Below are 13,219 nucleotides of genomic sequence, written 5' to 3' on the forward strand. Positions count from 1 at the left end.
GCGACAGCGTTCGGGTGCTGGCGGTGTGATCGGGAATGCTCCTGCTTTCCGAGCAGTAAATACCGCATTTTGGCCGGGCACCTGGCTAAAAGTAGTAATGACCAGGATCGTTGAATTGACGTGAGTTGGGTCCGGGCCTGTATTGGGGCTCAACGAGTTTGGCAGGGCTCAGGAGGGTCTGGCCGAACGTCCTTAAGAGTGCAAAGACTTATGGCAAAGCGTGACTATTACATTGTGTTGGGTGTGGAGCGCAGCTCCAGCGAGGCGGACCTGAAGAAGGCTTACCGTCGCCTGGCGATGAAGCATCACCCGGACCGTAACCCGGATAGCAAAGAATCCGAAGAGCTGTTCAAAGAGGCCAACGAGGCCTACGAATGCCTGTCTGATCCCAACAAGCGTGCGGCCTACGACCAGTACGGCCATGCCGGTGTCGACCCAAGTATGGGTGGCGGCGGCGCCGGTTTTGGTGGTCAGAACTTCTCCGATATCTTCGGCGATGTCTTCAGTGACTTCTTCGGCGGTGGCCGTGGTGGCCAGCGTGGTGGCGCCCAGCGTGGCAGCGACTTGCGCTACACCCTGGAGCTGAACCTGGAAGAAGCTGTGCGCGGCACCAGCGTCAATATTCGCGTGCCAACGCTGGTCAACTGCACGCCATGCGATGGCTCGGGCGCGAAGAAAGGCTCCTCGCCGATCACCTGCCCGACGTGTGGTGGTATTGGTCAGGTCCGTATGCAGCAAGGCTTCTTCTCGGTGCAGCAGACCTGCCCGCGTTGCCATGGCCAGGGCAAGATCATTTCCGATCCATGCGACGCTTGCCACGGCGAAGGCCGCGTCGAAGAGTACAAGACCCTTTCGGTGAAAGTGCCGGCGGGCGTCGATACTGGTGATCGCATCCGCCTGTCGGGCGAGGGCGAGGCGGGTACCCAGGGCGGACCAACGGGCGACCTGTACGTGGTGATCAATGTGCGTGAGCACTCGATCTTCCAGCGTGACGGCAAGCACCTGTTCTGCGAAGTGCCTATCAGCTTTGTCGATGCAGCCTTGGGCGGCGAGTTGGAGATTCCGACCCTTGACGGCCGGGTGAAGCTCAAGATTCCTGAGGGGACGCAGACCGGCAAGCAGTTCCGTATCCGTGGCAAAGGCGTTGCGCCGGTGCGCGGTGGCGGTGCTGGCGACCTGATGTGCCGTGTGGCGATCGAGACGCCGGTCAACCTGAACCGTCGCCAGCGCGAACTGCTTGAAGAGTTCCGCGGTTCGCTGGCGGGTGATGACTCCCACTCGCCGAAGACCACGGGCTTTTTCGATGGTGTGAAGCGCTTCTTCGGCGACCTGTAAGGAATGAATATGCGACGTATAGCCGTGATGGGCGCTGCCGGGCGCATGGGAAAAACGCTGATCGAGGCGGTGCAGCAGCGCTCGCCGGTCTCCGGGCTGACGGCGGCGATCGTTCGCCCCGGCAGCACGCTGATCGGTGCGGACGCCGGTGAGTTGGCCTCGTTGGGGCGTATCGGTGTGCCGTTGTCGGGCGACCTGGCGCAGGTGGCCGATGAGTTTGACGTGCTGATCGACTTCACGCTGCCGGACGTGATGCTGAAAAACCTGGCGTTCTGCCGCAAGGCGGGCAAGGCCATGGTTATCGGTACTACAGGTTTGAGCGCTGAGCAGAAGCAGTTGCTGGTGGAGGCGGGCAAGGAGATTCCGGTCGTATTTGCCGCCAACTTCAGTGTCGGCGTGAATCTGTCGCTCAAGTTGCTGGACCTGGCCGCTCGTGTGCTGGGCGATGAAGCGGATATCGAGATTATCGAAACCCATCACCGTCACAAGATCGACGCGCCGTCGGGTACTGCGCTGCGCATGGGTGAGGCAATTGCCGACGCGCTGGGTCGTGATCTGTCGAAGGTGGCGGTGTACGGCCGTGAAGGCCATACCGGTGAGCGTGCGCGTGACACCATTGGTTTTGCGACCGTGCGCGGGGGTGATGTGGTCGGTGATCACACGGTGCTGTTCGCCACTGAGGGCGAGCGCCTGGAAATCACGCACAAGGCATCCAGTCGCATGACCTTTGCCAAGGGTGCGGTACGTGCTGCGCTGTGGTTGGAAGGTCGCGAACCGGGTCTGTATGACATGCGCGACGTGCTGGATCTGCACTAATCAGTAGCTAAAACGGGGCCTCAGGATTATCCTGAGGCCCCGTTTTTACCCGCTAAGCGACGTCCTGTCGCATTCCCCTGCCTTTTAGGCTCATTAGCGGTGGACCAAAAAAGCCTTTTTCTGTAAGCTACAGCTTTAGTGTGTCCACTAAAAGCGCGCAGAATAATTCAGTGAAGAAGCGGGGTGACGTGTCCATACGTCACTCCGCTTTTTTACAACCTGCGATCGCCCTTTCAGGCTTTATTTACGGGAGGTCTTCTTGACTAAGCCAGCCATACTCGCCCTTGCTGATGGCAGCATTTTTCGCGGCGAAGCCATTGGAGCCGACGGTCAGACCGTTGGAGAGGTGGTGTTTAACACTGCCATGACCGGCTATCAGGAAATCCTTACCGATCCTTCCTACGCCCAACAGATTGTTACCCTGACCTATCCGCACATCGGCAACACCGGCACTACACCGGAAGACGTCGAGTCTGATCGTATCTGGTCGGCCGGCCTGGTGATTCGTGACCTGCCACTGGTTGCGAGCAACTGGCGTAACACGATGTCGCTGTCCGATTACCTGAAAGCCAACAACGTTGTGGCGATCGCCGGTATCGATACGCGCCGCCTGACACGCATCCTGCGTGAAAAAGGCTCGCAGAACGGCTGCATCATGGTCGGTGACAACATTTCCGAAGCCGCGGCGATTGCTGCAGCACAGGGTTTCCCTGGCCTGAAAGGCATGGACCTGGCGAAAGTCGTCAGCACCAAGGAATCCTACGAGTGGCGCTCCACTGTCTGGGACTTGAAGACCGACAGCCACGCGACCCTCGAAGCCGCTGACCTGCCATACCACGTTGTGGCCTACGACTACGGCGTCAAGTACAACATCCTGCGCATGCTGGTCGAGCGCGGCTGCCGCGTGACCGTGGTGCCGGCGCAAACCCCGGCCAGCGATGTCCTGGCCCTGCAGCCGGACGGCGTGTTCCTGTCCAACGGCCCGGGCGATCCTGAGCCGTGCGACTACGCCATCCAGGCGATCAAGGAAGTGCTGGAGACCGAGATTCCGGTATTCGGTATCTGCCTCGGTCACCAACTGCTGGCCCTGGCCTCCGGCGCCAAGACCCTGAAAATGGGTCACGGCCATCACGGTGCCAACCACCCTGTGCAGGATCTGGACACTGGCGTTGTGATGATCACCAGCCAGAACCACGGTTTTGCGGTGGATGAAGCGACTTTGCCGGGCAACGTCCGCGCCATTCACAAGTCGCTGTTCGACGGTTCCCTGCAAGGCATCGAGCGCACTGACAAGAGCGCGTTCAGCTTCCAGGGCCACCCTGAAGCCAGCCCGGGCCCGAACGACGTAGCGCCGCTGTTCGACCGTTTCATCAATGAGATGGCCAAGCGACGCTGACTGAGCGACCTGCGGGCGGCCCCGAATTTCGGTGGCCCCCGCGGGCACTTCAAGGATTGTTCAAGACGGCTTGCCGACTGACCTGCGGATTTGAGTGACAAACCCATGCCAAAACGTACAGACATAAAAAGCATCCTGATTCTCGGCGCTGGCCCGATCGTGATCGGCCAGGCCTGCGAATTCGACTACTCCGGCGCTCAGGCCTGCAAGGCTCTGCGCGAAGAGGGTTACCGCGTCATCCTGGTGAACTCCAACCCGGCCACCATCATGACCGACCCGGACATGGCCGACGCCACCTACATCGAACCGATCAAATGGCAGACCGTTGCCAAGATCATCGAGAAGGAGCGCCCGGACGCGCTGCTGCCAACCATGGGCGGCCAGACCGCCCTGAACTGCGCCCTGGACCTGGAGCGCGAAGGCGTCCTGGAGAAGTTCGGCGTAGAGATGATCGGTGCCAATGCCGACACCATCGACAAGGCTGAAGACCGTTCGCGTTTCGACAAGGCGATGAAGTCCATCGGCCTGGCGTGCCCGCGTTCCGGTATCGCCCACAGCATGGAAGAGGCCAATGCGGTCCTCGAGACCCTGGGCTTCCCGTGCATCATCCGTCCGTCCTTCACCATGGGCGGCACCGGTGGTGGCATCGCGTACAACCGTGAAGAATTCGAAGAAATCTGCGCCCGTGGCCTGGACCTTTCGCCGACCAAAGAGCTGCTGATCGACGAATCCCTGATCGGCTGGAAAGAATATGAGATGGAGGTTGTCCGCGATAAGAAGGACAACTGCATCATCGTCTGCTCCATCGAAAACTTCGACCCGATGGGCGTGCACACCGGTGACTCGATCACTGTGGCTCCGGCACAGACCCTGACCGACAAGGAATACCAGATCCTGCGTAACGCCTCCCTGGCGGTATTGCGCGAGATCGGCGTGGAGACCGGTGGTTCCAACGTTCAGTTCGGCATCTGCCCGGACACCGGCCGCATGGTCGTGATCGAGATGAACCCGCGTGTATCCCGCTCGTCGGCCCTGGCTTCGAAAGCCACCGGCTTCCCGATCGCCAAGGTCGCGGCCAAGCTGGCGGTGGGTTACACCCTGGACGAGCTGTCGAACGACATCACCGGCGGCAAGACCCCGGCGTCCTTCGAGCCGTCCATCGACTACGTTGTGACCAAGCTGCCACGTTTCGCCTTCGAGAAGTTCGCCAAGGCTGACGCACGCCTGACCACGCAGATGAAGTCCGTGGGTGAAGTCATGGCCATCGGCCGGACTTTCCAGGAATCCCTGCAGAAAGCCCTGCGCGGCCTGGAAGTGGGCGTTTGCGGCCTGGACGAGAAGCTCGACCTGAGCAACCCGGAAAGCATGAGCGTGCTCAAGCGCGAGCTGACCGTGCCGGGTGCCGAGCGTATCTGGTACGTGGCTGACGCCTTCCGTGCCGGCATGACCGTCGAAGACATCTTCGGCATGAACATGATCGACCCGTGGTTCCTGGTACAGATCGAAGATCTGATCAAGGAAGAAGAGAAGGTCAAGACCCTGGGTCTGGCCAGCATCGACCGCGACATGATGTTCCACCTCAAGCGCAAGGGTTTCTCCGACCAGCGTCTGGCCAAGCTGCTGGGTGTGACCGAGAAGAACCTGCGCACCCATCGCCACAAGCTGGAGATCTTCCCGGTCTACAAGCGCGTTGACACCTGCGCCGCCGAGTTCTCCACCGACACCGCATACCTGTACTCCACCTACGAGGAAGAGTGCGAAGCTGCGCCGTCGGGTCGCGACAAGATCATGATCCTGGGTGGCGGTCCGAACCGTATCGGCCAAGGCATCGAGTTCGACTACTGCTGTGTGCACGCCGCTCTGGCCCTGCGCGCAGACGGGTACGAGACCATCATGGTCAACTGCAACCCGGAAACTGTTTCCACCGACTACGACACCTCCGATCGCCTGTACTTCGAGCCAGTGACCCTGGAAGACGTGCTGGAAATCGTGCGCGTCGAGAAGCCGAAAGGCGTGATCGTCCAGTACGGCGGCCAGACCCCGTTGAAACTGGCCCGCGCCCTTGAGGCCGCTGGCGTACCGATCATCGGTACCAGCCCTGACGCCATCGACCGTGCCGAAGACCGTGAGCGCTTCCAGCAAATGGTTGAGCGCCTGAACCTGCGTCAGCCGCCAAACGCCACCGTGCGCAGCGAAGACGAGGCCATTCGTGCCGCCAGCAAGATCGGCTACCCGTTGGTGGTGCGTCCGTCCTACGTACTGGGCGGTCGTGCGATGGAAATCGTCTACGAAGAAGAAGAGCTCAAGCGTTACCTGCGTGATGCGGTGAAAGTGTCCAACGACAGCCCGGTGCTGCTGGACCACTTCCTCAACTGCGCCATTGAAATGGACGTGGATGCTGTCTGCGACGGTACTGATGTGGTGATCGGCGCGATCATGCAGCACATCGAACAAGCGGGCGTTCACTCCGGTGACTCCGCGTGCTCGCTGCCGCCGTACTCGCTGCCCCTGCACATCCAGGACGAGATGCGTGAACAGGTCAAGAAAATGGCCCTGGAGCTGGGCGTGGTCGGCCTGATGAACGTACAGTTGGCGCTGCAAGGCGAAGACATCTACGTCATCGAAGTCAACCCGCGTGCTTCGCGTACCGTGCCGTTTGTTTCCAAGTGCATCGGTGTGTCCCTGGCCATGATCGCTGCCCGCGTGATGGCCGGTAAGACCCTGAAGGAAATCGGCTTCACCAAGGAAATCATTCCGAACTTCTACAGTGTGAAAGAGGCGGTGTTCCCATTCGCCAAATTCCCTGGTGTGGACCCGATCCTGGGCCCAGAGATGAAGTCCACCGGTGAAGTGATGGGTGTGGGCGATACCTTCGGTGAAGCCTTCGCCAAGGCCCAGATGGGCGCCAGCGAAGTGCTGCCGACCGGCGGTACTGCGTTTATCAGCGTGCGTGATGACGACAAGCCACTGGTTGCAGGCGTGGCCCGTGATCTGATCAACTTGGGCTTCGAAGTCGTGGCCACTGCCGGGACCGCCAAGCTGATCGAAGCTGCCGGCCTGAAAGTGCGTCGCGTGAACAAGGTGACGGAAGGCCGTCCGCACGTGGTCGACATGATCAAGAATGACGAAGTCACCCTGATCATCAACACCACCGAAGGTCGCCAGTCGATCGCGGATTCCTACTCCATTCGCCGTAACGCCTTGCAGCACAAGATCTACTGCACCACCACCATTGCTGCTGGCGAAGCCATCTGCGAAGCGCTCAAGTTCGGTCCTGAAAAAACCGTGCGCCGCTTGCAGGATCTACACGCAGGATTGAAGGCATGACCAAATACCCAATGACCGTCCAGGGCTTCAAGGCCCTGGAAGAGGAGCACGCCCACCTGACCAAGGTCGTACGTCCAAAGCTGAGCCAGGACATCGGTACGGCCCGCGAGCTGGGTGACTTGAAGGAAAACGCCGAATACCACGCTGCCCGTGAGCAGCAGGGTATGGTCGAGGCGCGGATCCGTGACATCGAAGGTCGCCTGCAGAATTCGGTGGTCATCGATGTGACGACCATTCCGAAGACGGGCAAGGTGATTTTCGGCACCACCGTGGAAATCGCCAACGTCGAGACTGACGAGAGCGTGGTTTACCACATCGTTGGTGAAGATGAAGCTGACTTCAAACTCGGCAAAATCTCCGTCGGCTCGCCGCTCGCTCGCGCCTTGATTGCCAAGGAAGAGGGTGATGTGGTGGCTGTCAAGACGCCGGGTGGCGTGATCGAGTACGAGATTGTTGAAGTTCGTCACGTCTGAACGGCGGCGCCCGCTTCGTGCGGGCGCCATGCTTTGGCAGCTCTCCCAGATGCTCTGGGTAGGCGGCCTGTGGTTGTTGCACATTGGTGTTTTGCCGGCGCTGGGCCTGATTGGCCTGGCACCGTTGCTGATCGATGAGATCGGCGGATTACTGAGTGCACTGCTGGTGGGTTTTGCGGCGGCGTGCGTGACACTCCAGGCGCTGGTGCTGGTCAAGGCCGAAGGCTGGGGGAGTTTGTGGCGGGATATTCGCGGCCAACTGCTGTTGATGGCGCTGTATGCGTGTGCAATGTTCTGCATCGTGCATGTGTGGCTGCCGGAAGCGTTGCGCTGGCAGTTGTTCAGCTATCTTGTATTGGGGTTCTCTGGCTTGGTGCTGGTGGTACAGCCGGCGCCGGGATGGAGTGGCAGGGCGCGCGAAGCACGCCCGTGACCCTTTGAATCATTTGAAGCGATGAACGTTCGACAGTTGCTTGTTGACGCTGAAATTCTTGCGATACAGCAGCGCCATCTTGCCGATGACCTGAACCAGGTCCGCTTTGCCCACCTTGCACAGTTCTGCAATGGCGGCCAGGCGCGCTTCGCGGTCAAGGATGTTGACCTTGATCTTGATCAGTTCGTGATCGCCCAATGCGCGTTCAAGTTCGGCTAACACACCTTCAGTCAAACCGTTGTCTGCCACAATCAGAACTGGTTTCAGATGGTGGCCAATGGATTTGTACTGTTTCTTCTGCTCTTGAGTGAGCGGCATAATCTGACCCCTGCGTCTGATCTTGTAAAAAGCGGCGGCCAGTTTACCCGAGCGAGTCCGGGACCGCCCAGTTAATCACGACCCGTTTTATTTTCGAGGTGGCCCGTGGCCCGTTCCAAAACTAGCCTTAAGTGGCTGCAAGAGCATTTCAACGACCCTTACGTCAAAAAGGCGCAGAAGGACGGCTACCGTTCCCGCGCCAGCTACAAGCTGCTGGAGATCCAGGACAAGGACAAGTTGATTCGTCCAGGCATGAGCGTTATCGACCTTGGTGCCGCCCCCGGTGGCTGGTCCCAGGTGACCAGTCGTCTGATTGGTGGGCAAGGTCGCCTTATCGCTTCCGACATCCTTGAGATGGACAGCATCCCTGACGTGACCTTTGTTCATGGTGACTTTACCCAGGACACGGTGCTCGCTGAAATCCTCGAGGCGGTGGGAAATTCGCAGGTAGACCTTGTGATTTCCGACATGGCCCCCAATATGAGTGGATTACCGGCCGTCGATATGCCGCGTGCAATGTTCCTTTGCGAGCTGGCGCTGGATTTGGCGGGTCGGGTATTGCGCCCTGGTGGCGATTTCCTGGTGAAAGTCTTCCAGGGTGAAGGTTTCGACGAGTACCACAAGAACATACGCAAGTTGTTCGATAAGGTGCAGACGCGTAAGCCAGACTCTTCCCGAGACCGCTCCAGGGAACAATACCTGCTGTGCCGCGGCTTCCGTGGCGTCGAAGGTGCGACGAGCGAAGAGCGTTTTTAAGAAAGCCGAGGAAGGCGATAGGTTTTTTTATGTCGCTTTCGTCACGAAGCTTTACGAATATTGTGTAGTCAAAGTTTCACAAAGGGTTACAGACGGCGCCTGCCAGTGTTGTAGGTAATGTAGTAAGTTAGGCCGGTGAATATCATGCGAAGCGCGCGCCAGTAGCGGAGCTTGCTTCAGAGGGTAGTTAATTGAACGATATGGCAAAGAATCTGATCCTGTGGTTGATCATCGCAGCTGTCCTGGTGACGGTGATGAACAACTTCTCCAGCCCTAACGAGCCGCAGACCCTCAACTATTCCGACTTCATCCAGCAGGTCAAGGATGGCAAGGTCGAGCGTGTAGCGATTGATGGCTTTGTGATCAACGGCAAGCGCAGCGATGGCGATAGCTTCAAGACCATTCGCCCGAATATCCCGGACAACGGCCTGATTGGCGATCTGGTGGACAACCACGTGGTTGTCGAAGGCAAGCAGCCAGAGCAGCAGAGCATCTGGACGCAGCTCCTGGTAGCCAGCTTCCCGATCCTGGTGATTATCGCCGTGTTCATGTTCTTCATGCGCCAGATGCAAGGTGGTGCGGGAGGCAAGGGCGGGCCGATGAGCTTTGGCAAGAGCAAGGCGCGCCTGCTTTCCGAAGACCAGGTGAAGACCACCCTGGCTGACGTCGCAGGTTGCGATGAAGCCAAGGAAGAAGTGGGTGAGCTGGTCGAGTTCCTGCGCGATCCGGGCAAGTTCCAGCGCCTGGGTGGCCGTATTCCTCGCGGCGTGCTGATGGTGGGCCCGCCGGGTACCGGTAAAACCTTGCTGGCCAAGGCGATTGCCGGCGAAGCCAAGGTGCCTTTCTTTACCATTTCCGGTTCTGACTTCGTCGAGATGTTCGTCGGTGTGGGCGCCAGCCGTGTTCGCGACATGTTCGAACAGGCCAAGAAGCACGCGCCTTGCATCATCTTCATCGATGAGATCGACGCCGTTGGTCGCCATCGTGGCGCGGGCATGGGTGGCGGTCACGATGAACGTGAACAGACCCTCAACCAGTTGCTGGTCGAGATGGACGGTTTCGAGATGAATGACGGCATCATCGTCATCGCTGCGACCAACCGTCCAGACGTATTGGACCCTGCATTGCTGCGTCCAGGCCGTTTCGACCGCCAGGTGGTGGTTGGTTTGCCGGACATCCGTGGTCGCGAGCAGATCCTCAAAGTGCATATGCGCAAAGTGCCAATGGGCGACGACGTGGCTCCGGCCGTGATTGCCCGAGGTACTCCAGGCTTCTCCGGTGCCGACCTGGCCAACCTGGTGAACGAGGCCTCGCTGTTTGCCGCCCGTACTGGCAAGCGCATCGTGGAAATGAAGGAATTCGAACTGGCGAAAGACAAGATCATGATGGGCGCTGAGCGCAAATCCATGGTCATGTCCGAGAAAGAGAAGCAGAACACCGCTTACCACGAAGCCGGTCACGCCATTGTGGGGCGCGTTGTGCCTGAGCATGATCCGGTCTACAAGGTGTCGATCATTCCTCGCGGCCGGGCATTGGGTGTCACCATGTTCCTGCCGGAAGAGGATCGCTACAGCCTCTCCAAGCGTGCACTGATCAGTCAGATCTGTTCGCTGTACGGTGGCCGTATCGCTGAAGAAATGACCTTGGGCTTCGACGGTGTGACCACCGGTGCTTCCAACGACATCATGCGTGCCAGCCAGATTGCACGAAACATGGTGACCAAGTGGGGCCTGTCGGAAAAACTCGGTCCGTTGATGTATGCCGAGGAAGAGGGCGAAGTGTTCCTGGGTCGTGGCGGCGGTGGTCAAAGCGCAAGCTTCTCCGGCGAGACAGCCAAGCTGATCGACTCCGAGGTGCGCAGCATCATTGACCAATGCTACGGCACGGCCAAGCAGATCCTGACCGACAATCGCGACAAGCTGGATGCGATGGCTGACGCGCTGATGAAGTATGAAACCATCGATGCCGACCAGATCGACGACATCATGGCGGGTCGCGCCCCGCGTGAACCACGCGATTGGGAAGGTGGCTCGGGTACTTCGGGTACCCCGCCAGTGGCTCAGAATGAACGCCCGGAAACCCCGATCGGCGGCCCTGCGGCTGACCTTTAAGGTTTGAAATGACTTCTGTGTTGTCCTCCACCCGGTTGCCTTGCGGCAATCGGGTTCTTGATTTGGCCCATACGCACGTGATGGGCATTCTTAATGTAACCCCCGACTCCTTTTCCGACGGTGGCCGCTTCAGTCAGCTTGATGCTGCCTTGCGCCATGCCGAGGCGATGGTGGCGGCTGGGGCTACGTTGATTGATGTGGGTGGTGAGTCCACTCGTCCCGGTGCGCGTGTGGTTTCTCCTTTGGAGGAGCTGGAGCGGGTTGCGCCGATTGTTGAGCGCATCGCCCGTGAACTGGATGTGATTATCTCGGTTGATACGTCCACCCCGGCGGTGATGCGTGAAACTGCGCGCCTTGGGGCTGGGCTGATCAACGATGTACGCTCATTGCGGCGTGATGGTGCCCTGGATGCGGCGGCAGCCACCGGTTTGCCTGTGTGCCTGATGCATATGCTGGGGGAGCCTGGGGATATGCAGGACAGCCCGCATTACGACGACCTGGTTGGCGAGGTGAGTGGTTTCCTGGCTGAAAGGATCGCCCAGTGCGCCAGTGCAGGGATCGCCGCCGAGAAGATCATCCTTGACCCCGGGTTTGGTTTTGCCAAGACCCTGCAACATAATCTGAGTCTGTTTAAGCACATCGAATCCCTCCATGCCCTTGGTCGCCCGCTGTTGGTAGGGGTTTCGCGCAAGAGCATGATAGGGCTGGCCTTGAATCGTCCAGTGGGTGAGCGGTTGTATGGTGGCCTGGCGCTTGCGGCGCTTGCCGTGACCAAGGGCGCGCGCATCTTGCGCGTACATGACGTCGCCGAGACGGTCGATGTGGTGCGCATGCTGGCCGCTGTAGAATCCGCCGAATAAGAATGATGGAGCACTTATGACTAAAAAATACTTTGGTACCGACGGTATCCGTGGTCGGGTCGGCGAGTTCCCGATTACCCCTGATTTCATGCTCAAACTGGGTTGGGCGGCAGGCATGGCGTTCCGCAGTATGGGCGCGTGCCGCATCCTGGTGGGCAAGGACACCCGGATTTCGGGTTATATGTTTGAGTCTGCGCTGGAGGCGGGTTTATCTGCCGCCGGTGCTGATGTGATGTTGCTGGGGCCGATGCCGACGCCTGCGATCGCCTACCTGACGCGTACCTTTCACGCTGAAGCCGGTATCGTGATCAGTGCTTCGCACAATCCCCATGATGACAACGGCATCAAGTTCTTCTCCGGTCAGGGCACCAAGTTGCCTGATGAAATCGAACTGATGATCGAAGAGTTGCTGGATGCGCCGATGACCGTGGTCGAGTCCAGCAAATTGGGCAAGGTGTCGCGCATCAACGACGCCTCGGGCCGCTATATCGAGTTCTGCAAGAGCAGCGTGCCGACCAGCACCAATTTTGCCGGGCTGAAAATCGTCGTCGATTGCGCGCATGGTGCGACCTACAAGGTAGCCCCGAGTGTCTTCAAGGAGTTGGGCGCGGATGTCACCGTGTTGTCGGCTCAGCCGGATGGTTTGAACATCAACGAAAACTGCGGCTCCACTCATATGGAGCAGTTGCAGGCCGCCGTACTCGCCAAACATGCCGACCTCGGTATTGCCTTTGATGGTGATGGCGATCGCGTGCTGATGGTCGATCACACGGGGGCCGTGGTCGATGGCGATGATCTGTTGTTCATCATTGCGCGTGATTTGCATGAGCGTGACAAGCTGCAAGGCGGTGTAGTCGGCACGTTAATGAGTAATCTGGGGCTGGAGCTGGCCTTGGCAGATCTCGGCATACCTTTCGTTCGCGCCAACGTGGGTGACCGTTATGTGATTGCCGAGTTGCTGGAACGTAACTGGCAGGTCGGCGGCGAGAACTCCGGGCATGTGGTCTGCTTCCAGCACACCACCACGGGCGACGCGATTATTGCTGCGCTGCAGGTGTTGCTGTCGTTGCGCCGCCGTGAAGAGAGTCTTGCCCAGGCGCGTCAGGCGCTGCGCAAGTGTCCGCAGGTGCTCCTCAATGTGCGCTTCGCGGGTGGCGAAAACCCGATCGAGCACCCGGCTGTCAAAGAGGCGTGCGAGCGCGTAACGCTAGCAATGGCGGGGCGTGGGCGCGTGTTGTTGCGCAAGTCCGGCACAGAGCCTCTGGTGCGTGTCATGGTCGAAGGTGACGATGAAACACAGGTTCGCGAGCACGCTGAAAGCCTGGCAAAACTGGTAAGTGAAGTTTGCGCCTGAATTCGGCTTGCCAGTGATGATGTGGTTGGGTAACATCTGC

11 protein-coding genes are annotated in these 13,219 nt (G+C 59.2%); 10 read left to right on the forward strand and 1 reads right to left on the reverse strand.

Annotation, left to right across the window (positions count from 1 at the left end):
* Positions 1-210 precede the first annotated feature (210 nt).
* From dnaJ to B348_RS0107630, 6 genes are all read left to right on the forward strand, one after another.
* The gene (dnaJ, locus tag B348_RS0107605; protein ID WP_017735540.1) at positions 211-1,335 is read left to right on the forward strand and encodes a molecular chaperone DnaJ; all 1,125 of its coding nucleotides are present in this window, start codon (positions 211-213) and stop codon (positions 1,333-1,335) included.
* Between the two features lie 9 nt (positions 1,336-1,344).
* Positions 1,345-2,151, forward strand: a complete 807-nt coding sequence (gene dapB / locus B348_RS0107610) for a 4-hydroxy-tetrahydrodipicolinate reductase (RefSeq protein ID WP_026136636.1) — start codon at positions 1,345-1,347, stop codon at positions 2,149-2,151.
* A 259-nt stretch (positions 2,152-2,410) separates the two neighbouring features.
* A complete protein-coding gene (gene carA / locus B348_RS0107615; RefSeq protein ID WP_026136637.1) occupies positions 2,411-3,547 on the forward strand; it encodes a glutamine-hydrolyzing carbamoyl-phosphate synthase small subunit in 1,137 nt (378 codons plus the stop codon).
* A gap of 105 nt (positions 3,548-3,652) precedes the next feature.
* The gene (gene carB / locus B348_RS0107620) at positions 3,653-6,874 is read left to right on the forward strand and encodes a carbamoyl-phosphate synthase large subunit (protein WP_017735543.1); all 3,222 of its coding nucleotides are present in this window, start codon (positions 3,653-3,655) and stop codon (positions 6,872-6,874) included.
* Positions 6,871-7,347, forward strand: coding sequence for a transcription elongation factor GreA (gene greA / locus B348_RS0107625; RefSeq protein ID WP_003235048.1), 477 nt, complete (start codon positions 6,871-6,873; stop codon positions 7,345-7,347). The genes carB and greA overlap by 4 nt, the downstream gene beginning before the upstream one ends.
* A 28-nt stretch (positions 7,348-7,375) precedes the next feature.
* Positions 7,376-7,780: a hypothetical protein gene (locus tag B348_RS0107630; protein ID WP_026136638.1), complete on the forward strand. Its 405-nt coding sequence runs from the start codon at positions 7,376-7,378 to the stop codon at positions 7,778-7,780.
* 9 nt (positions 7,781-7,789) lie between these two features.
* On the opposite strand, the gene B348_RS0107635 is transcribed toward B348_RS0107630, so the two are convergent.
* The gene (locus B348_RS0107635) at positions 7,790-8,098 is read right to left on the reverse strand and encodes a YhbY family RNA-binding protein (RefSeq protein ID WP_017139256.1); all 309 of its coding nucleotides are present in this window, start codon (positions 8,096-8,098) and stop codon (positions 7,790-7,792) included.
* A gap of 105 nt (positions 8,099-8,203) precedes the next feature.
* Here B348_RS0107635 and rlmE point away from each other — a divergent pair, with 105 nt between their 5' ends.
* The 4 genes from rlmE (at position 8,204) to glmM (ending at position 13,179) form a co-directional block, all read left to right on the forward strand.
* Positions 8,204-8,854 carry a 23S rRNA (uridine(2552)-2'-O)-methyltransferase RlmE gene (rlmE, locus tag B348_RS0107640; protein ID WP_017735545.1) on the forward strand — a complete coding sequence of 217 codons (651 nt, stop codon included), beginning with the start codon at positions 8,204-8,206 and terminating at the stop codon, positions 8,852-8,854.
* Between the two features lie 200 nt (positions 8,855-9,054).
* Entirely contained in the window at positions 9,055-10,965 is a 1,911-nt protein-coding gene (ftsH, locus tag B348_RS0107645; protein ID WP_017735546.1) for an ATP-dependent zinc metalloprotease FtsH, read from the forward strand.
* Between the two features lie 8 nt (positions 10,966-10,973).
* Positions 10,974-11,825, forward strand: coding sequence for a dihydropteroate synthase (folP, locus tag B348_RS0107650; protein WP_026136639.1), 852 nt, complete (start codon positions 10,974-10,976; stop codon positions 11,823-11,825).
* Between the two features lie 16 nt (positions 11,826-11,841).
* The gene (glmM, locus tag B348_RS0107655; protein WP_017735548.1) at positions 11,842-13,179 is read left to right on the forward strand and encodes a phosphoglucosamine mutase; all 1,338 of its coding nucleotides are present in this window, start codon (positions 11,842-11,844) and stop codon (positions 13,177-13,179) included.
* Positions 13,180-13,219: the final 40 nt, after the last annotated feature.

Source organism: Pseudomonas sp. CBZ-4 (assembly GCF_000346755.1).
Taxonomy (GTDB): domain Bacteria; phylum Pseudomonadota; class Gammaproteobacteria; order Pseudomonadales; family Pseudomonadaceae; genus Aquipseudomonas.